We start from the raw sequence: 22491 nt of genomic DNA on the forward strand, positions 1-22491 counted from the left end.
GTTCGACTAGCGTGCACGCCCGTGAGCACCCTCAAGGAGCAGCTGCGGAAGGACCTGACCGCGGCGATGAAGTCCCGCGACGAGCTGGTGAAGGGCACCCTGCGGATGACCCTGACCGCGATCGGCAACGCCGAGGTCGCCGGCGAGGCGCACCGGGAGCTCTCCGACGACGAGGTGCTCGGCGTGATCCGCAAGGAGGCCAAGAAGCGGGCCGAGTCCGCCGAGGCGTTCTCCGCCGCCGGCCGCGAGGAGCTCGCCGCGCAGGAGAAGGCCGAGGGCGAGGTCCTGGCCCGCTACCTGCCGCAGCAGCTGGGCGACGACGAGCTGGCCGCCCTCGCGCAGCAGGCCGTGACCGACGTCGAGGCCGAGACCGGCGAGAAGCCCGGCCCCCGGCAGATGGGGCAGGTCATGAAGAAGGCCCAGGCCGCTGCGCAGGGCCGCGCCGACGGCAAGCGCCTCTCCGCCGCCGTGAAGGCCCTGCTGACCTGAGCGAACGGCACTCTCGCTCACATCTAGTGAGCGACAGCGCCGCTCGTGCAGAAGGACCGGGAACGCACGAACGGCACTCTCGCTCAGTCCTAGTGAGCGAAAGTGCCGTTCGTGCAGCCGGTGGTCGCGAGTGGCGATAGCCGCGGGAGCGACTGTCGCCGCTCACCGGATCACTTGGCCGGGGCCTTCTTCGCCGGGGCCTTCTTCGCGGCCGGCTTGCGGGCCGGCGCCTTCTTCTTGGCCGGGGCCTTGGCGCGGCGCTCGGCGAGCAGCTCGGAGGCGCGCTCGTCCGTGATCTCCTCGACCGAGTCGCCCTTGCGGAGCGAGGCGTTGGTCTCGCCGTCCGTGACGTAGGGGCCGAACCGGCCGTCCTTGATCACCATCTTCTTGCCCGTCGAGGCGTCCTCGCCCAGCTCGCGCAGCGGTGGGGTCGCGGCGGCGGTGCGCCGGCCGCGCTGCTTCGGCTGCTTGTAGATCTCCACCGCCTCGTCGAGCGTGACGGTGAACAGCTGCTCCTCGCCGGCCAGCGACCGCGAGTCCGTGCCCTTCTTCAGGTAGGGCCCGTACCGGCCGTTCTGCGCGGTGATCTCCTCGCCGGACTCCGGGTCGGTGCCGACCAGGCGCGGCAGGGACAGCAGCTTCAGCGCGTCGTCGAGCGTGATCGTCTCCAGGGACATGTCCTTGAAGAGCGAGCCCGTACGCGGCTTGGTCTTCTTCGGCGCATCCTCCGGCAGCAGCTCGGTGACGTACGGCCCGAACCGCCCCTCCTTGGCGACGATCTCGTGCCCGGTCACCGGGTCCGTGCCCAGTGAGCGGCCCTCCTGCGGCACCGAGAAGAGCTTCTCGGCGATCTCCTCAGTGAGCTCGTCCGGCGGCAGGTCCTCGGGCAGGTTCGCGCGCTGCGTCTTCGGCCTGCCCTCGGCGTCGACCTCGCCGGTCGGACGCTCCATGTACGGCCCGTACCGCCCGACCCGCACCACGGCCTCGCGGCCCTGCGAGTCGGTGAACAGCGGGATCGAGTTGATCTCCCGGGCGTCGATCTCCTCGAGGTTCACGCCGACGAGCTTCTTCAACCCGCCCGCCCGCGCCACCGAGCCCTCGGAGCCCCCGCCGTCGCCGAAGTAGAAGCCGGTCAGCCAGGCGTTGCGGGTGAGGTTGCCCGACGAGATGGCGTCGAGCTCGTCCTCCATCGCGGCGGTGAAGTCGTAGTCGACGAGCCGGCCGAAGTGGTGCTCCAGCAGCCCGACGACGGCGAACGCCACCCACGAGGGCACGAGCGCCGAGCCCTTCTTCCAGACGTACCCGCGGTCCTGGATCGTCTTGATGATCGACGCGTACGTGGACGGCCGGCCGATCCCCAGCTCCTCGAGCTTGCTCACCAGGCTCGGCTCGGTGAACCGGGCCGGTGGGTTCGTCGAGTGGCCCTCGGGCGTGAGCTCGGCGGCGGTGAGGTCCTGGCCCTCGGTGAGCTGCGGCAGCCGGGACTCGGCGTCGTCCGCCTGGCCGCCCGAGCCCTCCTCGATCGTCTCGACGTAGGCCTTGAGGAAGCCGGGGAAGGTGATCGTGCGGCCGGAGCTGGCGAACACGACGTCCTCGCCGGTCGCCGCGGTGCCGTTGATCCGTACGGACACGGTGGTGCCGCGGGCGTCGGCCATCTGCGAGGCGACGGTCCGCTGCCAGATCAGCTCGTAGAGGCGGAAGTCGTCCCCGTCGACCTCGCGGGCGATCTCGCCCGGGGTGCGGAAGGTGTCGCCCGCCGGCCGGATCGCCTCGTGCGCCTCCTGGGCGTTCTTCACCTTGCGGGTGTACTGCCGCGGCGACGGCGCGACGTACGAGTCCCCGTACAGCTCGCGGGCCTGCGCCCGGGCGGCCTGGATCGCGGCGTCGGACAGCGTGGTCGAGTCCGTACGCATGTACGTGATGTAGCCGTTCTCGTACAGCCGCTGGGCGCTGCGCATCGTGCGCTCCGCCGAGAAGCGCAGCTTGCGGCCGGCCTCCTGCTGCAGCGTCGACGTCATGAACGGGGCGTACGGCCGACGCGTGTACGGCTTCGACTCGACCGAGGCGACGGTCAGGTCCCGGCCCTCGAGCGCCTCCGCCAGCCGGCGGGCGCTCGCCTCGTCGAGGACGGTGACGTCCGTGTTCTTCAGCTTCCCGTCCGGCCCGAAGTCGCGGCCCACCGCGACCCGGTTGCCGTCGACGGAGATCAGCCGGGAGCCGAACTGGCGGGGGGTGGCATCCGCCCCGGCGTCGAGCGTCGCGGCGATGTCCCAGTAGCCCGCCGGGACGAACGCCATCCGCTCGCGCTCGCGCTCCACGATCAGCCGGGTGGCCACCGACTGCACGCGGCCCGCCGAAAGCTTCGGCATGACCTTCTTCCACAGCACGGGGGAGACCTCGTAGCCGTAGAGCCGGTCGAGGATGCGGCGGGTCTCCTGCGCGTCGACCAGGTCCTGGTCCAGCTCGCGGGTGTTCTCCGCGGCCGCGCGGATCGCCGGCTCGGTGATCTCGTGGAAGACCATCCGGCGCACCGGGATCTTCGGGCGCAGGGTGTCCAGCAGGTGCCAGGCGATGGCCTCGCCCTCGCGGTCGGGGTCCGTGGCGAGGAGGAGCTCGTCGGCGTCCTTGAGCAGGTCCTTCAGCTCGGAGACCTTCGACTTCTTCTCCGGCGTGACGATGTAGAGCGGGTGGAACTCGTTGTCCACGTCCACGCCCAGCCGCGCCCACGGCTCGCCCTTGTACTTGGCCGGCACGTCCGCCGCGCCGCGCGGCAGGTCGCGGATGTGCCCGACCGACGACTCGACGACGTAGTCGTTGCCCAGGTACGGCTGGATCTTCTTGGCCTTGGTGGGGGACTCCACGATCACCAGGCGGCGCACGCGCCCGCCGGCGGAGGTCGCCGTGCCGTTCCCGTTCCGACGCCCCCCGCCGGCCGCGGCGCGGCGCGTGCGGGTGCCGGCGGCCGTGCCGTTGCTCGCGGCAGGCGCGTCGGTGTCCGTGCTCGTCGTTCGGGTTGCCACGTTGGTCCTACTCCATCCCTCCGGCCGCGTCGCCGGTCACGCACCGGCCCGCGTCCGACTTCCGGGCGTCTCGTTCGGGGCGGCGCACCCGACCGTTACCTCCGGTCACGGCGTCACTCCCCTTCGACCCGGGATCGACAGTATTGCTCCATCGCCGACCCCCGCCGCCACGGTCGCACATCGACCGAGCATGTCGCATCCGTCACACCGCGTCGCGACCTGGCGGATCGACCGGGGGAGCGTAGCCCGCCGGTCAAGCCCGGCCCCGACCCCAGTGCCTGGGCCAGTCGGCGGTGTCCACGTCGTCGGGGGCGGGGCCGACCAGTTCCACGAGCCGTTGCAGGCGGCGCACTCCTGTGATTCGTAACGCCGGCCCGGCCGCCGGGCATTCCGGCTCGACGTCCGGGACGAGGGCGAGATGGTGGGTGCGGCAGTGGGCCGGGGCGGGCTCCGCCGGCATGTCGAGGGCCGTGGTGCCGTCCGTCAGCAGGAGGGCGGCGGGTGGGCGGGTTCGGTGATGCGAGGACGTGCGGGGGCCGGGCGGCGCGGGCCGGTCGCCCGGGGTGGGGAGGTCGGACTCTTCCGCGGGGTCCGGGTAGGTCTCCGGGTCGACCCCTCCGTCGGTCTCTTCGTCGGCCTCTCCGTCGAACCCCGCGTCGAGGTCTGCGCCGATCACTGTGTCATTCCCTGTGTCGGCCCCCGGCTCGGATGCGGCGGCCGCGCGCTCCCGGCAGGCCTCGCAGGGCGGCAGGGCGATCCGGGCGGGCGGCAGCCCCAGGCGGGTGGTGGCGGCGATCAGGGCGTCGTGGGTTCCGGACGCGGCGCCGTCGAGGGGCAGGACGTACCCCCCGCGCCCGTCCGCGCGGCCGCCGGCGAGCACCCAGAGCCGCAGCGCGGTGCCGTCGAGCTGGAAGCCCCCCGGGACGGTCTTGCGCCGGTCACGGCCCGTCCAGGCCCGCGCGAGACCCGCGAGGTCGCGGCGGTAGGCGGTGCGCAGCTCCCGGCCCGCGCAGGTCCGCTCGCCGAGCTCGAAGGGGATGCCGAACGGCGCCGCCGCGGCGCGGACGGCAGCCGCCCGTCCGGCGTCGGCCACGTGCAGGCTGATCCGCGCGGTGTCCCCCGCGCCGAACCGGATGATCCGCGCCGGCCCGCACAGCAGCCCGGCGAGATCGCCGAGCCGCGGTGGCCGGGCGTCCGCGGAGAACAGCGAGAGCTGGGACACGTCGCGCACCCTAGAACATGTGTTCGAGAGATGATCGTGCGGCGCGCCGGGTTCGCCCGTCCCCGAGGCGACACGCCGGGCGACACGCGCCTCTAACGGGGTGCGGCGCCCGGGAGGGTGGCCAGCGTCGTGCAGTTGCCCGCCTGCTGGGCGGCCTTGTCGAGGCGTGGCGAGGTCTTGAGGTCGCCGAGCGCGTCGGGCGCCGTGAGCTGCTTGAGGTTGGTGTTGGTCTCGTCGAGCGCCGCCCGGAAGGCGTCGACGTTCGCCGGGTCGGCGGCGTCGACCTTCGCCTTGGCGGCGCCGATGTCGTTCTGCAGCTTCTCCAGGCCCGCGGAGATGCGCGCGACGGTGTCGTCACCCCCGCCGACGGGCGAGGCCCCGACCGTGCCGAGCTGGTCGCGGCTCTGCTGCAGGCCGGCCTGGCTCGCGCCGAGGTAGTCCGAGAGCCGCTGCTTGATCGTGGGTAGGTCGGCGCCGTCGAACGCGGGCTGGGCCAGCACCGGCGTGGTGTAGGTGAGGACCGCGCCGCAGACCTTGTCGACCCACGCCACGGGGTCGGCGCCGCGGCCGGCCGCGGGACGCGGTGCCGGATCGGCGGTCGGGGTGCCCGCGACGACGGTCGCGCAGCCGCTGACGGACAGCAGCCCGCCGAGCACCACGGCGACGGCGAGCCGGGACGGGCGGGGCACGGGGCGCCTCCTGGGGGCGAGGGGAGCGGGGGCCGGGGGCCGGGGGCCGACAGTACGCGAACGCCCGGTCCCCGCCCTGCTCAGCCGCCGGGGGTGGGGCTGCTGAGGCGGCTGAGGTTCTGGCAGGCGGGCGCCTTCGTCGCGGCGTCGGTGACCGCCGAGTCGAGGCCCGCCAGCGGGTCCTGGTTCGTGTCCTGCAGCTGCAGGACCGGGGCGACCGCGCCCTCGATGTCCTGCTGCAGCGTCGGGGAGCCGAGGTCGAGGGCGTCGACCTGGGCCCGGGCCTGCTGGAAGGCCGAGCGGTAGCCCCCGAGCTGATCGCGGAACTTCGTGACGGCCTCGTCGCCGCCCGAGACCGGCGAGGCGCCGAGGCCGTCGAGGTCGGCGAGCGCCTTGTCCAGCGAGGCCGCGGTGCTGCCGAGGTAGGCGGAGAGGTTGCGGGTCTGCGCGGGCAGGTCCGACGCCGGCTGCGGGCCGACGATCGCCGCCTCGCGGAAGGTGGCGTACGAGCTGCACAGGCCGTTGGTCCAGTCGACCGTCTCCTGCTCGCTCGCGCCGCCGCACCCGGCGAGCAGCAGCCCGGCCGCGACCGCCGCCACCGCCGCGGCGCGCCGCCGGGTGGCCCTCGTGACCCTGGTGGGCATCCTCATCCGTCCTCCACGTCCGCCCAGCTCGTCGGACCCGCACGCCGGTTGTGCACCGTCGCCCCCGTGCGGGCGCTGAGACGGTAGCGAGCCCGGCCCGGACGCAGGAGGCCGCCCGCCCCGGAGGGGGACGAGCGGCCTCCTGGATCGCCGAGAGGGGCCGACGCCCGGGCGACCGGCCCGGGCCCGTTCGGCCCAGCCCGGCCGGACGTCCCGGACGGCGTGGTGGTGGATCAGGCCACGGGACTGTCCGCCGGCGTCTCCTGGATCGACGACGTGCGGCGCTTCGACACCGTGACCGCCGCGACGATGATGACCACCGCGACGACCGCGATCGCGATCCGGATCGGGGCGGAGGCGCTGTCGCCGACGGTGAACACGACGACCGCGGGCGCGATCAGCACCGAGACCAGGTTCATGACCTTGATCAGCGGGTTGATGGCCGGGCCGGCGGTGTCCTTGAACGGGTCGCCGACGGTGTCGCCGATGACCGTCGCCTCGTGGGCGTCCGACCCCTTGCCGCCGTGGTTGCCGTCCTCGACCAGCTTCTTCGCGTTGTCCCACGCCCCGCCGGAGTTGGCGAGGAAGATCGCCATCAGCGTGCCGGTCGCGATGGCGCCCGCCAGGTATCCGGCCAGCGGGCCGACGCCGAGGCCGAAGCCCACGGCGATCGGGGCGAAGATCGCCAGCAGCCCCGGGGTGGCCAGCTCGCGCAGCGAGTCCCGGGTGCAGATGTCGACGACCCGGCCGTACTCCGGCCGGTCCGTGCCGTCCATGATCCCCGGCTTGGTGGCGAACTGCCGCCGCACCTCGTAGACGACCGCGCCCGCCGCGCGTGTCACCGCGTTGACGGCCAGCCCGGAGAACATGAACACGACGGAGGCGCCGATGATCACGCCGACGAGGGTGTTCGGGCTGAACACCTCCGCGCTGAACGTGTTGCCCGCGTCCTGCAGTGCGACCCCGGCCTTGGTGAGCGCCTGGGTGAACGCGTCGCGGTACGAGCCGAACAGCGCCGTCGCGGCCAGCACCGCGGTGGCGATGGCGATGCCCTTGGTGATCGCCTTCGTGGTGTTCCCGACCGCGTCGAGCTCGGTCAGGATGTCGACGCCCTCGCCCTCGACGTCGCCGGACATCTCGGCGATGCCCTGGGCGTTGTCGGAGACCGGGCCGAAGGTGTCCATGGCCACGATGACGCCGACGGTCGTCAGCAGGCCGGTGCCCGCCATGGCCACCGCGAACAGCGCGACGACGATGGAGCCGGAGAGCAGGAACGCCCCGTAGACGGCGGCGCTGATGACGAGGGCCGTGTAGACGGCGGACTCGAAGCCGATCGAGATGCCGGACAGGATGACGGTGGCCGGACCGGTGAGCGACGAGCGCCCGACGTCCTGCACCGGCTTGTCCTCGGTGCCGGTGAAGTAGCCGGTCAGCCAGAGGATGACGCCCGCGAGGACGATGCCGATGACCACGGCGACCGAGGCGATGATCCGCGGGTCCTGGGTCAGGGTGGCGACGGAGGCGTCCGTCGGGTTGGTCAGGTCGGCGAAGCTGCCGGGCAGGTAGATGAACGCCGCCACGATCGACAGCACGCCGGCGAAGACCGCCGAGATGTAGAAGCTGCGGTTGATCGCCTTGAGCGTGTTCTCGCCCCGGCGGGCCCGGGTGATGTAGACGCCCATGACCGCCGTGATGACGCCGATCGCCGGGATGATCAGCGGGAACAGCAGGCCCTGCAGGCCGAACGCCGCCGAGCCGAGGATCAGCGCCGCGACCAGGGTCACCGCGTAGGACTCGAAGAGGTCGGCCGCCATGCCGGCGCAGTCGCCGACGTTGTCGCCGACGTTGTCCGCGATCGTCGCCGCGTTGCGCGGGTCGTCCTCCGGGATGCCCTGCTCGACCTTGCCGACCAGGTCGGCGCCGACGTCGGCCGCCTTGGTGAAGATTCCGCCGCCGACACGCATGAACATCGCCAGCAGCGCCGCCCCGAAGCCGAAGCCCTCGAGGACCTTGGGCGCCTGGCCGGCGTAGACCAGCACGACCAGCGCCGCGCCGAACAGACCCAGGCCGACGGTGAACATGCCGACGACGCCGCCGGTGCGGAACGCGATGCGGGTGGCCTTCTCCCGGCCGCCCGGCTCGCGCGAGGCCGCGGCCACGCGGATGTTCGCGCGGGTGGCGAGCCACATGCCGAGGTAGCCGATCGTGGCGGAGAAGACCGCGCCGATGACGAAGAAGATCGATCGGCCGATGCGTTCGCCCAGGTCGTCGGCGGGCAGCGCCAGGAGCAGCAGGAAGACGACGACCACGAAGATGCCGAGTGTCCTGAACTGGCGTTTCAGGTACGCCTGGGCGCCTTCCTGGACCGCTTCTCCGATCTCCTGCATCCGCTTGGTCCCCTGGCCGGCGGCCAGCACCTCCCGGAGCAGCATGTAGCCGATGGCCAGGGCCGCGAGCGCGACGACGGCGACCACGCCGACGACGACGCGATCACCCGAGCCGAGCTCGAGGCCCACAGCGGGCACGGACATCCGTCCTCCTGTTGCGTCGGTGTGCGCCAGGGAGGCCGATGCGGCCGGCTCGCGTTCCGACGGCATCCCTGGCGTCGAGCGCATGGCCCGTCGCGTCGGTGCGACGGGCGCGTGCAGTGTACGAGTGTGTCCGATGTCGCAGTTGAGATCCACACCACCCCACCTCCCCGACGGGCGAGGTGATCGAGAACACAGACGGCCGAATGGCCGAATCCGCAGGTCCGTATGATGATTGAACGATCACCTTCCGAGGTCGCACCGTCCGCGGGACTCGCCGGACCGGCCTCGCTGTCGTGGTGGTCGCAACGGCGCTCGTACCCGCGCTGCTGAGCACGCCGGCATCGCCGACGCTCCTGGACCGCGGGTCTCGGCCGAGGACTACCTGCAGCTCTACGACCACGTCCTCGACCTCCCCGCCGCCGACCGGGACCTCCTGCTGGGCGCCCTCGCCGCCGCGCCGGCGGTGGCCCGGGACGGCTTCGCGCAGGACTTCGGGCTGCTCGCGCCGGGGACGGCCACGGGGGCGGCGGCCGACGCCGTGGCCAAGCAGGGGTGGATGTGCTGTTTCTCGGGCCGCTACTACCTGCACAGCGCCGGGCTGCTCGGTCCGGGGGAGCGGTTCGTGGTCGCGGTGCTCAGCATCCAGCCGCGGGCGGGGGGCTGGGCGCAGGCGCGCGACGAGCTCGACGCCGTGGCCTCGGCGGTCGGTGGCGTGCTCACCGGAGCCCCCGGCGGCTGACCGGACGCGGCCGTGATTCGGGCGGGCGTGCGCGTGGAACCGTCGGTGCCGTGTGCGAGCCTCGACAGTATGCGTGACCAGGCGATCGGGTGGGCGGGCGGGCCGGTGCTCGTCGAGGGGCCGCCGGAACCGGTCGTGCCCGCGGCCGCCCCGGTGCAGCGGTCGGCGCGCGGGCTGGAGCTGCTGGGCCGGGTCCTCGCGGGCTCCGGCGTCGATCCGGACGTACCCGTCGTCGAGCTCGGGGCGGACGACTCGCTGCCGCCCGAGCTCGTCGACGAGCTCGAGGACCCGAACGGGTTCGACCCGGCGGAGGCGACGAACCCGCTGCGCCACGCGGTGCGCCTGCCGCCGCGGCCGGGGCGCGCCGTCGAGTGGCCGAACTGGGCGCCGCCCGAGGTGATCGGCGCCTTCCGCCGGGCCGGCGTGGCCCGGCCGTGGAGCCACCAGGCCGAGGGCGCGGAGCTGGCCCACGCGGGGCGGGACGTCGTGGTCGCCACGGGCACCGCCTCGGGCAAGTCCCTCGTCTACCAGCTGCCGGTGCTGTCGCGGCTCGCGGCCGAGCCGCGCGCCACGGCGCTCTACCTGTCGCCCACCAAGGCACTCGCCGCCGACCAGCTCCGCGCCCTGCGCGAGCTCGGGCTGCCGGACGTCCGGCCCGCGGCGCTCGACGGGGACACCCCGATGGACGAGCGGGACTGGGCCCGCCGGCACGCGCGCTGGATCTTCAGCAACCCGGACATGCTGCACCGCTCGGTGCTGCCCCGGCACGGGCGCTGGGCCGGATTCCTGCGCCGGCTCGCGTTCGTGGTCGTCGACGAGTGCCACACCTACCGCGGGGTGTTCGGCTCGCACGTCGCGCTGCTGCTGCGCCGCCTGCTGAGGATCGCCCGGCGCTACGGGGCGCGGCCGACGATCGTGCTCGCCTCGGCCACCGTGGCGCGCCCCGCCGAGTTCGCCTGCCGGCTGACCGGCCGGGAGGTGACCGCGGTGACCGAGGACGGGTCGCCCAGCGCGGGCCGGACGGTCGCGCTGTGGGAGCCGCCGCTGCTGCCCGAGCTCAGCGGGGAGAACGGTGCCCCGGTCCGCCGGCCCGCCTCGACCGAGTCCTCCCGGATGCTGGCGGACCTCGTGGTCGAGGGCGCTCGGAGCCTCGCGTTCGTCCGCTCGCGGCGGGGGGCCGAGGTCACCGCGCTCGGCGCCCAGCGGCTCGTTGCCGACGTCGACCCCGACCTCGTGCCGCGCATCTCGGCCTACCGCGGCGGCTACCTCCCCGAGGAGCGGCGGGCGCTGGAGAGCGCGCTGATGCGCGGGGAGCTGCTCGGCGTGGCGACGACGAACGCCCTGGAGCTCGGCGTCGACATCGCGGGGCTGGACGCCGTGGTCGTGGCGGGCTTCCCGGGCACCCACGCCTCCTTCTGGCAGCAGGCGGGCCGCGCCGGACGTGCCGCGGACGAGGCGCTGGTGGTGCTCGTCGCGCGAGACGACCCGATGGACACCTACCTCGTGCACCACCCGCGCGCCCTCCTCGGCGCGCCCGTGGAGAGCTGCGTGCTCGACCCCGGCAACCCGTACGTGCTCGCGCCCCAGCTCGTGTGCGCCGCCGCCGAGCTGCCGCTGACCGAGGAGGACGTCGCGGGCGTCTTCGGCGGCGGCGTGGCCGAGGAGGTGCTCGCCGAGCTGGTCGAGGACGGGGTGCTCCGCCGGCGGCCGACCGGGTGGTTCTGGCCGACGACGCGGGAGCAGCCCGCCGCCTCCGTCGACATCCGAGGCTCCGGTCTCGGGCAGGTCGCGCTGGTCGAGGCCGGGACCGGGCGGATGCTCGGCACGGTCGACGGCGCCTCCGCCCCGGGGACCGCGCACCCCGGGGCCGTCTACCTGCACCGCGGGGAGAGCTACGTCGTCGACGAGCTGGACCTCGACGCCGGTGTCGCACTCGTGCACCAGGAGGAGCCCGACTGGCGCACCGACGCACGCTCGAACTCGGACGTGGAGATCGTGGCCGTGCGGGTGCGCAGCGACCACGGCCCGGTCTCCGTGTGCTTCGGCGACGTCCGCGTGACCAGCCAGGTCGTCGGCTACCAGCGTCGCACCTCCGACGGGAGGGTGCTCGAGACCGTCCCGCTGGAGATGCCCGCGCAGACCCTCGAGACGCGCTCGGTCTGGTACACGATCGACGAGTCCGTGCTGGCCGACGCGGGGATCGATCCGGCCCGCGTGCCCGGCGCGCTGCACGCGGCCGAGCACGCCGCGATCGGCCTGTTGCCGCTCTTCGCGATCTGCGACCGCTGGGACATCGGCGGCCTCTCGACCGCGCTCCACCCGGACACGGGGCTCCCGACGGTGTTCGTCCACGACGGCCATCCCGGCGGCGCCGGGCTGGCCGAGCGGGGGCACGCCGTGCTCGAGCGGTGGCTGCGGGCGACGCGCGAGGCGATCCGGGACTGCGCCTGCCGCACCGGGTGCCCCTCGTGCGTGCAGTCGCCCAAGTGCGGCAACGGGAACAACCCGCTGGACAAGGCCGGGGCGGTCCGGGTGCTGGACCTGGTGATCGGGGCGCTGGTGCGGTACCCGGCCATGGGCTGAGTGCTCCCGCGCGGGCGGTGTCGGCGGGGTCGTCGGCCGCCGCCGGCGGGCCCGTCGGGGGCCGGACCGGCCGGCGGCGGCCAGCGGGCGGTGGGTCCGTACGGGGGTCAGCGACGGAGCGCCTCGGTCCCACCGCGGTCTGGGGAGCGTGTTCGTGGACGGTGGTGCCGACTCCACCGTGGGCGTCGACCCGGCCGTGCCGTGTTTAGTAGGCCCGGTCCGCACGGCGGCCGCCAGACGCGGTCGCCGATCGGTTCCGGACCCACGACGAGCGCGGGTGCCGGAGTCGGTCGACGGGTGGCCGACGAGTCGGCGGCCACGGTGGGCGGAGGCCGGAATCGCAACGCCGTTCGCCGGGCCTTCCCGACCGTTCACCGGAACGTCGCCCGGCGCCCTTCCGCCCGGCCCCGCGGGGACCGTCTCCGGCACCGGTCCGGCGTGCGCCCGGCCCGTCGCCGCCGCTGCGGCGAGCAGGCTCCACGGGCGCCGCACGTGCACCTCGACGACGGCGTTCCAGCCGTCGACGGTGCACCGGGCGAGCTCGGCGGCCATGCCGTCGGTGACCCGACGCGCCGCCGCGCAGGCGACCTGCTCGCCCTGGACGGGGTCGCCCGCGGCCGCCAGTGCGGCGAGGTCGGCGGCCGCCTCCGCACGGTGGCGGGCGAGCACGGCGCCACCGAGGTCGACGAGGAAGGCCGTGACCGCGAGGAGCGCGGCCGCGGCGAGCGCGGCCCACACGGTGGCGGAGCCGCGGTCGGGGTCGGACCGGCGGTTCACGTCGTGGCCTCCTCGGACGTGTGCGACGCCATGCCGTGCGCGAGCGTGCGCGCGGGCTGCGTGACGACCTTCGGCGTGAGTGCGGCCGCCGATGCATCCACCGCGTCCGGTGTGCCCGTGGCTGCCTCGGCGGCGACCGCTCCGGGCTCCAGGGCGCCGACCGCGCTGCCGGCGACCCGGAGGGGCAGCGGACTGACGGGCCCCGCGCTCACGACCGCCCGGACCTCCGTGTCGGCGACGGTCAGCTCGATCGTCGCGCCGCTCGGGGCCAGCGCCGCGGCCGCTGCACGCCCGCGCTCGGCCTCGCCCCGCGCGGCGAGGCGGACGAGCTCGCGGGCCGCGTCCGTGCAGCGGACGGCCGCGGCGACCGTGGCGACGGAGCCGAGCGCGGCGAGGACGACGAGGGTGAGCGCGCCCAGCGCGATCGCCGCCTCGACGGTGACCGCGCCACGCTCGGCCTGGCGCATCAGAAAGTGACCGACAGGGCGCGCTGGACGAGCTGAGTCAGCGCGGTGACGATCGAGTCGCCGCTGATCACGGTGTAGAGGACCGCGGCGAACGCGGCCGCGGCCAACGTGCCGATCGCGTACTCGACCGTGGACATCCCCCGGTCGTCGGCGGTGAGCCGGGCGGCCGCGGTGCGGAGGAGGCCGGCGAGCCCGCGCCGGGCGCAGCGGAGCGGGCTTCCCGCGCGACCTCCTCGGCGGGAGCGCGGAGGCCGAGGGGTGCGCGGGCCGGGGTCGAGCGGGCCGGGCTCGGTCGGTGTGCCGGGCTGACGCTCGGTGGGCGGCCGGTGCCGCGTGAGGTCGGGGCACACGCGCAGGACGCTGCTGCGCGGGCCCGGGAGCGGATCGCGCCGCGGGTCGCGGTGCGGTTCGGGGTGGGGCAGGGCGAGTGCGGGCAGGGACATGGGTCCTCCTCGAGGGTCGGGATCGGGCCGGGGGCGGAGCGGTCGGGGTCGCGGCGGCGCGCAGCAGGCCGGTGGGAGGGCGATCACCATCGGGCCAGCGCCTCCCCGGCGAGGCCGATGACCACCGGTGCGATGCCCACGGCGAGGAAGGCCGGGAGGAAGCAGACGCCGAGCGGCGCGGCGATCAGCACCGCGGCGCGCTCGGCCTTCGCCTCGGCGACGTCGGTGAGGCCCGCGCGGAGTCGTGCCGCCTCGGAGCGCGCCACCCGGGCCAGCCCGGCGCCGGTGTCGGCCGACCGGCGTGCGGCGCGGCCGAAGGCCTCGAGGCCCGGCACCGAGCCCACTGCGGCCCACGCCTCCGCCGGCGCCGACCCGAGCTCGAGCAGCCCCGCCGCCCGGCGGAGACCGGCGCCGACCTCGCCCTCGATCCGCATCGCGGCCGCCTCCGCGGCCGAAGGGACCGGGAGCCCGGCCTCGAGGCAGGTGGCCAGCAGCTCCCAGCCCGCGGCCAGGCCGCCGGCATCGGCGGCGCGAGCGGGCCGTGTCGCCGCCCGGGCCACGAGGACGTGCAGACCCACAGCGGCGGCCGCACCGACGACGAGCGCGGCGGCGAGCCCGGCGGGACCGGCCGCAGGCCCGCCGGCCACCGTCCAGCCGACGACGGCCACGGCCAGCCCTCCCACCGCGGTCCAGCCGCGGCGCAGCGGGGCGGCCGGCTCGGCGGTGCCGGAGGCCACCGTGAGCAGAGCGCTCAGTCGCCTCCGTGCACCGGGCGCACCGCCCACGAGCAGCGCGACCGCGAGCAGGACCAGCGCGACGGCGAGCGGGAGATCGGAATCGGCAGTGGTCGCCGTCATCGGGTCACCGGGCCCGTCGCGATCCGGTCGCTCCACAGCAGACCGGCGAGCAGGAGCCCGGACCCGACGAGCAGGAGGGCCTGACCGAGAATCCCGTCGCGCAGCACCCCCAGCGGGTCGGCGCCGAGCAGGTGACCCAGGCCGAGCCCGAGCAACGGCAGCGCGGTCAGCACCCCCGCGGTGGCGCGCGGCCCGGCCAGGCGGGCCCGGACCCGGGCCTCGAAGGCGAGGCGCCAGCGCAGGTCGGCGAGGGTGCCGGACAGCAGGTCCGCCAGCGGGGCGCCGTGCCGGTCGGCCAGGGACCAGGCCCCGGCGAGGCGGCGCAGCTCGGTGGCGACCAGGTCCGACCGCTCGCCGGCACCGCGGCGGAGGGCCGCCGGTACGTCGTCGCCCAGCCGTGCTGCCGCGGCCGCTGGGGCGAGTGCCTCTGCTGCGAGCGGGCCGTCCGAGCGGGCTCCGTCGAGGGCTGCCGCCGGGTGCGCCCCGGTACGGAGCTCCTCGACGATCCGGGACACGGCCTCGGCGAGCTCACCGGCGGCCGCGACCGCCGCCGCCCGCTCCCGGGCGCGCGTGCGCCGTCTCCGCATCACCTCCGCCGCCACCGCACCGGCCACCGCGCCGGCCGGCCCGCCGAGGACGAGGCCGAGCCCGGCTCCGGCGAGCACGACCAGAAGGCGGAGCGGCGGGACGGCGCGGGCACGCCCTGCGGGCGTCGGGATCAGCAACCGCAGCCGGCGCCGCGCCGACGACCCCGGGGCGCAGACCACGGCCGCCGCCAGCAGGGCGGGCACCGTCGCGCTCACGACGCGCCCCACGGTGCCGGCACACCGCGCTCGGCGAGGAGCCGCCCCAGGTGCTCGCGATCGGCGGTCCAGCCACGGCCGCGCTCCCACACCGGCCGGACGACGACCTCGGTGGGCCCCGCGGCGGCCTGCCGCTCGAGCACCCCGACGGCCTCGAGCACCCGGCCGTGGGGGGTGCGGCGCATGTGCAGCACCACCTGCACCGCCGGGGCCAGCTGGCTGTGCAGGGCCGCCCGCTCCATCCCGCCGAGCGCGGCGAGCGCCTCCAACCGGGCCGGCACCTCGCGGACCGAGTTCGCGTGCACGGTGCCGGCGCCGCCGTCGTGCCCCGTGTTCAGCGCCGAGAGGAGATCGCAGACCTCGCCGCCCCGCACCTCGCCCACGACGACCCGGTCCGGTCGCATCCGCAGCGCCTGACGCAGGAGGTCGCGCAGGCTCACCCCGCCGGCGCCCTCGATGTTCGCCGGTCGCGCCACGAGCCGGACGACCTGCGGGTGCCGGGGCTGGAGCTCTTGCGCGTCCTCGACGGTGAGAATCCGCTCGGCCGGGTCGACCGCGCCGAGCAGGGCCGCGAGGAGCGTGGTCTTGCCCGAGCCCGTGCCGCCCGAGACGAGCACGGCGAGCCGGGCCGCGACCACCGCGTGCAGCAGCTGCTCGGCGGCCGGCTCGAGGGTGCCGAGGCGGGCGAGCGAGGCGAGGTCGTGCGCGGCGGGTCGGAGCACGCGCAGCGACAGGCAGGTCCCGTCGACGGCGACGGGCGCCAGCACCGCGTGCAGCCGGACCCCGCGGGATCCGCCGCCCCCGCCGGTGAGCCAGCCGTCGACGTAGGGGCTGGCGTCGTCGAGCCGGCGGCCCGCGGCGAGGGCGAGGCGCTGGGCGAGCCGGCGGACCGCCGACTCGTCCGGCAGCCGGACGGGCGCGGCCTCGAGCCCGGTCCCGCGGTCGATCATCACCGTGCCGCCCGCGGAGACGAGCACGTCCGTGGTGCGGGGATCGCGCAGCAACGGGTCGAGCGGGCCGGCCCCGACCAGCTCCTCGCGCAGCACCCGGAGGGCCGCGAGGACGTCGAGGTCCGACGCCACCCCGCCGGACTCGGCGCGCACCGCGTCCGCCACGGCGGCGGGGGTCGGCTCCCGCCCGTCCTCCGCCAGCCGGGTGCGGACGCGGTCGACCAGCGCGCTCACGACGCCCGCCGCAGACCCGGCGCACCGGCGCCGGCCAGCGCGGTGAGCAGCTCGCGGGCGGCGGTGGAGAGCGCGCCGCGCCGGCGCCCGGGCGGCACGCCCTGCTCGGTGGCCCGCGCCAGCCCGCGCTCGGGTGGCATCGCCGCGAGCAGCGGCAGCTCGAGCGCCGCGGCCACGTCCGACGGGGCGAGCCCGCCGGGGGAGGGGCCGCGCACCACGAGGCCGACCTCGCGGGTCTGCTCGGCGAGCACCGCGGCGACCCGGCCCGCGGCGGCGCAGGAGCGGACGTCCGCCGGGACGACCAGCGCGGTCAGGTCGGCGGCGTCGAGGGCCGCGACGGCGGCGTCCGTCGGGTAGCGCGGGACGTCGCAGACCACCGTCTCGCCCGCCCGGCGCCCGGCCTCGAGCACGGCGGTGACCGCTCCCGCCGACGGCCCCGCCGCGGCCCGGGCGCAGGACAGCACGCCGAGCTCACCCCCGGACCGGCTGATCGCGGGCGTGGGGAGCGCGGCGTGCAGCGCCGAGGCGGGCACGCGACCGTCCGTGATCGTGAGCTCCGGCCAGCGCAGGCCGGTGACCTCCTCGGCCCCCAGGACCAGGTCCAGGCCGCCGCCGAGCGGGTCGCAGTCGACCAGGAGCGTGCGGTCGCCCGAGGAGGCCGCGACGACGGCGACGGCCGCGGCCAGCACGGACGCCCCCGCCCCGCCCTTCCCACCGACGACGGCGAGCACCCGGCCGGCGCCGGTCGCCTCGCCCTGCTCCGCCGCGGCCGCGAGCCGCTCGACCAGGTGCGGTTCCGCGGCCGGCAGCTCGACGGCCTGCTCCGCGCCGAGGGCGACCGCACACTCCAGCGCCTCGACGGAGGCCCGGTCGTAGCCGACCAGCACCAGGTCGGCGCGCCGGGGCAGCCCCGCCCGGACGCACCGCCGGGCCGACTCAACGTCGAGCAGCACGAACGGCGCGCCGGCCCAGTGCCGCCGCGCGTCCGCCGCGTCCGCCGCCCGGTGCACCTCGCACCCGGCGGCCGCCGCCAGCCGGAGCACGGCGTCGAGGAGTTCGGGGTCCTCGACCATCACCAGTGTCCGCTCGCCCATCGCACGCTCCCTCCGCCGCTCCCGTCCCTCGGGGCCGCGTCGAGCCTGCGGCCTCACGGGGCGGGCGGACGGACCGATCGCGCCGCTGTGGATCGTCGGGGTCGGGTGTGGACAGATCCTTGGGGGACGGGCTCCGTTCTCGGGATCCGTCGGGGTGCCGGGGCACGATCGTGCGGGGGCGTGTGGCCTGCCGAGGGCGGCGCGGCGCGAGGGCGCTCGGGCAACCGCTCGGGCGCCTGCTCCGGTGTCCGCCGCGAGGGCGGCGTCAACGCACGTCGAAACACTCGTCCGAGGTTCCGGTGTCCAGCGTGGCGCCGTACCTGCGGGGCGCCCTGGGGGCTCGCCCCGCAACTGCCTCCCTCTCGACGGCCGTCGGGCGATCACCGGGCAGACAGTCATGGCCCCGCGACGTACTTGCGGTTACAGTTGTCGTCGGCTCGGACCGTGTCCGAGCGGGTTCAGCTCGACCCCCCGGGGCTGAACCGCCCGACGGCCTCCGCCAATCCCCCCTGGCGGAGGCCGTCCCATGTCCGGCCCCGCGCACGCCCCGGTCGTGCCGCCTCGGGCCGCTCCTGTCGCATGTCCGGGGTCTGGCAGGCTGCCCCGGTGCCCGCTCCGACCGCCCCCGCGCCGACGGCCGCTCCCCGGGCCCCGCGGCGGGCCGCCGCCGCGTTCTTCGACCTCGACAAGACGATCCTCGCCGGCTCCTCCGCGCTCGCCTTCTCCCGACCCTTCCGCCGCCAGGGGCTGATCAGCAGGCGGGCCGTGCTGCGCAGCGCGTACGCCCAGCTCCTGCTGCTCTTCGCAGGCGCCGACGCGGACACGATGGACCTGTTGCGCCGCCGCATCACCGCGCTCGCCACGGGGTGGGAGGTCGCGCAGGTCCGGTCCATCGTGGCCGAGACGTTGCTCGAGATCGTCCAGCCGATGATCTACGCGGAGGCGGCCGAGCTGATCACCGAGCACCACGCCGCGGGGGACGAGGTAGTGGTGCTGAGCGCGTCGGGCCTGGAGGTCGTGGAGCCGATCGCCGCGCTGATCGGGGCCGACCGCAGCATGGCCACCCGCATGGCCGTGCGGGACGGCCGCTACACCGGCGAGATCGAGTTCTACTGCTACGGCGAGGAGAAGGCGGTCGCCGCACGCGCGATCGCGGCCGAGGGCGGCTACGACCTCGCCGACTGCCGGGCCTACTCGGACTCGATCACCGACCTGCCGCTGCTGCTCGCCGTCGGGCACCCCACCGTGGTCAACCCGGACCGCGCGCTGCGCCGCGAGGCGGAGCAGCGGGGGTGGCCGGTGCTGACCTTCGCGGCCCCGGTGTCGCTTCGTGCGAGGCTCCGTCCGCGGGCGCCGGTGCTGGCCGTCGCCGCCGGGCTGGGGCTCGCCGCGGTGGGACTGGCTCTCGCCGCGGCCGGCGGCGCCGACTGGTGGGCACAGCGGATCCGCGAGCGGGGCAGCCGTTTCCGCAGGTCGGGGGCATTCTGAACGACGGCGGCGGAGGAGCGCATCCGCCGTCCGGGTCGAGTCACGGGGCCGTGATCGCCACCCTGCGGAGCTGAACCGGTGCACCTCGAAGCACCCCTTGATGTGGTGCCGCTCACGGGGTACGAATGGCCTCACGGACTTCCGAGAGGCCAGGGTCGGTGCGGCAGAGAAGCACCCGGCCCCTCTTCCCGGAACTCCGTGCACGATCGCCGGGCACTCCACGCACAGCACGCCGCGGGAGGCATGTCGTCGTGGGCCTGCGTACCGGGACGCCGGACGCCGAGGCCGGAGCACGACACGTAGTGCACGCCTGGATCCCGGTGTCTCGTGCAAGTGGGCGGTGCCCCTTTCCGTCACGGTGGAGGGGCACCGCCCCTTCATGTGTCAGGACCCTGCCGGGCTCCGTCGGATCCGGGCGTCAGGCCCGGGCGTCGGCGATCGACATCCCCTCGCGCGCTCCGGCCTCCCAGGCGCGGCAGCAGTGCAGGATCCACTCCCGCAGCCCCTCCGGCGTCCCCGCGGCGAAGCCCTCCGCCGCCGCGCGGTACTCCTGGGCCCGCCGCAGGTGCCCGACCTCCGGCACGGCGAGCGACTTGGGGTCGAACCCGGTCGCGACGGCGGTGAGCCGGGCCGCCGCCCGGGCGACGACGCCGTCCGCGGTCCCGAAGGGGCGCAGGGCGAGCAGCTCGCCGTGCACCACCGCGACGACGACCGGGGCGGGCGCCGAGGTCCCGCCCGTCACCAGGTCGGCCAGCAGGGACAGCCGCGCCGAGGCGCCCTCGCGCGGGCGCCCGAGGCGGGCCTCGTGCTCCTCGACCGGGATCAGGTCGGTCGCCGCCAGCACGTGCAGCCGGGCCAGCGCCTGCAGCGGCGCGCCCTTCCACACCGCCAGCAGCCTCGTCGCCTCGTCGGCCACCCGGACCGCGCCGGCCAGCACGGGGTCGGTGACGTGGTCCTCGCGGGCGGGGGTGAGGGGGGCGCCGTCGAGCGCCGCCGACGCGCGGGCGCCGCGCAGGGCGGCCTCGGCCGACGTCGCGGGCCACCCACGCCGGTTGACCTGGTGGTTGTGCACCGGGACGAGGGCCGCGCGGGCCGCGGCGACGGCGTCGGCCACCCCCGGGAGCTCGGTCAGCGGGGCGAGCGGGTCGGTACGGGCGGGCACCGCGCCATGCTGCCACCGGGGACTCCTGACCGGCCGGGCGGTGTCCTCTCCGTACTGACGGTGCGCAGGCGCATTCGGAGCACTACGTTTTCCCTGACGTGCGCGCCGTCGCTCAGCACCGGTGCGCCGAAGCGCCACGGCTAGAGGAGGGCACGAGAACATGGCCGAGTCCGGAGCGACACTCGACAACCTCTCGACCGAGAGCCGGAGCTTCCCCCCGAGCGAGGAGTTCGCGGCCCAGGCCAACGCCACGGCGGACTGGTACGAGCGGGCGGACGCGGATCGCGAGGGGTTCTGGGCCGAGCAGGCCGACCGGCTGTCCTGGGGCACCAGGTGGGAGCGGGTTCTCGACTGGGAGCCGCCGTTCGCGAAGTGGTTCGTGGGCGGCAAGCTGAACGTCGCCTACAACTGCGTGGACCGGCACGTCGAGGCGGGCAACGGGGACCGGGTCGCGTTCCACTGGGAGGGCGAGCCGGGCGACACCCGCACCATCACCTACGCCGACCTGCAGCGCGAGGTCTGCAAGACCGCGAACGCGCTGGCGGAGCTGGGCGTGGGCACCGGCGACCGGGTGGCGATCCAGCTGCCGATGATCCCCGAGGCCGTGTTCTCCATGCTGGCCTGCGCGCGGCTGGGTGCGCTGCACAGCGTGGTGTTCGGCGGGTTCTCCCCGGGCGCGCTCAAGGCGCGGATCGAGGACGCCGAGGCCAAGGTGCTGATCACGAGCGACGGGCAGTTCCGCCGTGGCAAGCCGGCGCCGATGAAGGAGAACACCGACCAGGCTGTCGAGGGCACCTCGATCGAGCACGTGCTGGTGGTCAAGCGGACCGAGACCGACGTGCCGTGGACCGAGGGCCGCGACCTGTGGTGGCACGACGTCGTCGATGCGGCCTCCGAGGAGCACACGCCGGAGGACTTCGACTCCGAGCACCCGCTGTTCATCCTCTACACCTCGGGCACCACGGGGAAGCCGAAGGGCATCCTGCACACCTCGGGTGGCTTCCTGACCCAGGTCGCGTACACCCACCACGTGGTGTTCGACCACAAGCCCGGCGAGAGCGTCTACTGGTGCACCGCCGACATCGGCTGGGTCACCGGGCACAGCTACATCGTCTACGGGCCGTTGGCCAACGGCGCCACGTCGGTGATGTACGAGGGCACGCCGAACACCCCGCACGAGGGCCGGCACTGGGAGATCGTGCAGAAGTACGGCGTCTCGATCTACTACACCGCGCCCACGCTGATCCGCACGTTCATGAAGTGGGGCAAGGAGATCCCGGAGAAGTTCGATCTCTCCTCGCTCAAGGTCCTGGGCTCTGTGGGCGAGCCGATCAACCCCGAGGCCTGGATGTGGTACCGCCAGGTCATCGGCGGCGAGCGCTGCCCGATCGTGGACACCTGGTGGCAGACCGAGACCGGCGCGATCATGATCTCGCCGCTGCCCGGCGTCACCGCGACCAAGCCCGGCTCCGCGATGCGCCCGCTGCCCGGCATCGGCGCGACGGTGGTCGACGAGAACGGCTCGCCGGTCGGCAACGGCCAGGGCGGATACCTCGTGCTGGACAAGCCGTGGCCGTCGATGCTGCGCACGATCTGGGGCGACGAGGAGCGCTACCGCGAGACCTACTGGTCGCGCTTCGAGGAGCAGGGCTACTACTTCGCCGGCGACGGCGCGAAGTACGACGACGACGGCGCGGTCTGGCTGCTCGGCCGCGTCGACGACGTGATGAACGTCTCGGGCCACCGCATCTCGACCACCGAGGTCGAGTCGGCACTGGTCAGCCACCCGACGGTGGCCGAGGCCGCGGTCGTCGGCGCCTCGGACCCGACGACGGGCCAGGGCATCGTCGCGTTCGTGATCCTGCGCGGGAACGTGGCCCAGGACGAGGCGAAGGGCGAACAGGCCATCGCGGCCCTGCGCGACCACGTCTCCAAGGAGATCGGCCCGATCGCCAAGCCGCGCCAGATCATGGTCGTGGACGAGCTGCCGAAGACCCGCTCCGGCAAGATCATGCGCCGGCTGCTGCGGGACGTCGCGGAGAACCGTGAGGTCGGCGACGTCTCCACGCTGGCCGACTCGGCGGTCATGGACCTCATCCAGACCGGTCTGAAGGAGGGCAAGGGCGAGGAGTGAGCCCGCCCCCGACCCGGACGAACGGCACTCTCGCTCAGTGAGCCTTTCCCGGTAGCGATCTTCGGATTGCTGCCGGGTTAGGTGCTGCGGTCGTGGTCGTGGTGGAGCAGGACGAGGGCTGCGGCGGTGATCGCGCCCAGGCGCCAGGGGCAGAGGCTGACCTGG

General features: G+C 75.1%; 17 protein-coding genes and 1 pseudogene. 5 read left to right on the forward strand and 13 right to left on the reverse strand.

Going from position 1 to position 22491, the window contains the following annotated elements:
* Positions 1–21: 21 nt before the first annotated feature.
* On the forward strand, positions 22–489 hold the full coding sequence (locus ABD990_RS24990; protein ID WP_345383178.1) for a GatB/YqeY domain-containing protein: 468 nt from the start codon (positions 22–24) through the stop codon (positions 487–489).
* 170 nt (positions 490–659) lie between these two features.
* Here ABD990_RS24990 and topA read toward each other — a convergent pair whose 3' ends face one another.
* The 5 genes from topA to ABD990_RS25015 form a co-directional block, all read right to left on the reverse strand.
* A complete protein-coding gene (gene topA, locus ABD990_RS24995) occupies positions 660–3509 on the reverse strand; it encodes a type I DNA topoisomerase (protein WP_425569656.1) in 2850 nt (949 codons plus the stop codon).
* 253 nt (positions 3510–3762) lie between these two features.
* On the reverse strand, positions 3763–4731 hold the full coding sequence (locus ABD990_RS25000; RefSeq protein WP_345383179.1) for a hypothetical protein: 969 nt from the start codon (positions 4729–4731) through the stop codon (positions 3763–3765).
* 92 nt (positions 4732–4823) lie between these two features.
* The gene (locus ABD990_RS25005; RefSeq protein ID WP_345383180.1) at positions 4824–5420 is read right to left on the reverse strand and encodes a hypothetical protein; all 597 of its coding nucleotides are present in this window, start codon (positions 5418–5420) and stop codon (positions 4824–4826) included.
* A gap of 80 nt (positions 5421–5500) precedes the next feature.
* Positions 5501–6064, reverse strand: coding sequence for a hypothetical protein (locus ABD990_RS25010; RefSeq protein WP_345383181.1), 564 nt, complete (start codon positions 6062–6064; stop codon positions 5501–5503).
* A gap of 233 nt (positions 6065–6297) precedes the next feature.
* Entirely contained in the window at positions 6298–8595 is a 2298-nt protein-coding gene (locus tag ABD990_RS25015) for a sodium-translocating pyrophosphatase (protein ID WP_345383182.1), read from the reverse strand.
* A 232-nt stretch (positions 8596–8827) separates the two neighbouring features.
* On the opposite strand from ABD990_RS25015, the gene ABD990_RS25020 reads away from it, so the two are divergent.
* The gene (locus ABD990_RS25020; protein ID WP_345383183.1) at positions 8828–9334 is read left to right on the forward strand and encodes a hypothetical protein; all 507 of its coding nucleotides are present in this window, start codon (positions 8828–8830) and stop codon (positions 9332–9334) included.
* 69 nt (positions 9335–9403) lie between these two features.
* Complete coding sequence (locus ABD990_RS25025) at positions 9404–11917, forward strand: DEAD/DEAH box helicase (protein ID WP_345383184.1); 2514 nt, start codon at positions 9404–9406, stop codon at positions 11915–11917.
* Positions 11918–12358: 441 nt separating this feature from the next.
* On the opposite strand, the pseudogene ABD990_RS25030 reads toward ABD990_RS25025, so the two are convergent.
* The 7 genes and pseudogenes from ABD990_RS25030 to ssd all read right to left on the reverse strand — a co-directional run.
* A pseudogene (locus tag ABD990_RS25030) lies at positions 12359–12694 on the reverse strand (Rv3654c family TadE-like protein); the annotation flags it as partial.
* Positions 12691–13161, reverse strand: coding sequence for a TadE family type IV pilus minor pilin (locus tag ABD990_RS25035; RefSeq protein WP_345383185.1), 471 nt, complete (start codon positions 13159–13161; stop codon positions 12691–12693). The pseudogene ABD990_RS25030 and the gene ABD990_RS25035, both read right to left, overlap by 4 nt.
* The gene (locus ABD990_RS25040) at positions 13161–13604 is read right to left on the reverse strand and encodes a DUF4244 domain-containing protein (RefSeq protein WP_345383186.1); all 444 of its coding nucleotides are present in this window, start codon (positions 13602–13604) and stop codon (positions 13161–13163) included. Before ABD990_RS25040 ends, ABD990_RS25035 begins: the two co-directional genes overlap by 1 nt.
* Before the next feature lie 83 nt (positions 13605–13687).
* Positions 13688–14461 (reverse strand): type II secretion system F family protein, encoded by a 774-nt coding sequence (locus ABD990_RS25045; RefSeq protein WP_345383187.1) that lies wholly within the window; start codon positions 14459–14461, stop codon positions 13688–13690.
* A complete protein-coding gene (locus ABD990_RS25050; RefSeq protein ID WP_345383188.1) occupies positions 14458–15264 on the reverse strand; it encodes a type II secretion system F family protein in 807 nt (268 codons plus the stop codon). The genes ABD990_RS25045 and ABD990_RS25050 overlap by 4 nt, the downstream gene beginning before the upstream one ends.
* On the reverse strand, positions 15261–16448 hold the full coding sequence (locus tag ABD990_RS25055; RefSeq protein ID WP_345383189.1) for a TadA family conjugal transfer-associated ATPase: 1188 nt from the start codon (positions 16446–16448) through the stop codon (positions 15261–15263). Before ABD990_RS25055 ends, ABD990_RS25050 begins: the two co-directional genes overlap by 4 nt.
* Positions 16445–17542: a septum site-determining protein Ssd gene (ssd, locus tag ABD990_RS25060; protein ID WP_345383190.1), complete on the reverse strand. Its 1098-nt coding sequence runs from the start codon at positions 17540–17542 to the stop codon at positions 16445–16447. The genes ABD990_RS25055 and ssd overlap by 4 nt, the downstream gene beginning before the upstream one ends.
* 579 nt (positions 17543–18121) lie before the next feature.
* On the opposite strand from ssd, the gene ABD990_RS25065 reads away from it, so the two are divergent.
* On the forward strand, positions 18122–19030 hold the full coding sequence (locus ABD990_RS25065; RefSeq protein ID WP_425569657.1) for an HAD family hydrolase: 909 nt from the start codon (positions 18122–18124) through the stop codon (positions 19028–19030).
* Between the two features lie 418 nt (positions 19031–19448).
* On the opposite strand, the gene ABD990_RS25070 is transcribed toward ABD990_RS25065, so the two are convergent.
* Positions 19449–20192, reverse strand: coding sequence for an oxidoreductase (locus tag ABD990_RS25070; protein ID WP_345383192.1), 744 nt, complete (start codon positions 20190–20192; stop codon positions 19449–19451).
* Positions 20193–20352: 160 nt separating this feature from the next.
* On the opposite strand from ABD990_RS25070, the gene acs reads away from it, so the two are divergent.
* A complete protein-coding gene (gene acs, locus ABD990_RS25075) occupies positions 20353–22326 on the forward strand; it encodes an acetate--CoA ligase (protein WP_345383193.1) in 1974 nt (657 codons plus the stop codon).
* Positions 22327–22491 lie beyond the last annotated feature (165 nt).

The sequence above is a fragment of the Pseudonocardia yuanmonensis genome, from assembly GCF_039542425.1.
Taxonomy (GTDB): domain Bacteria; phylum Actinomycetota; class Actinomycetes; order Mycobacteriales; family Pseudonocardiaceae; genus Pseudonocardia; species Pseudonocardia yuanmonensis.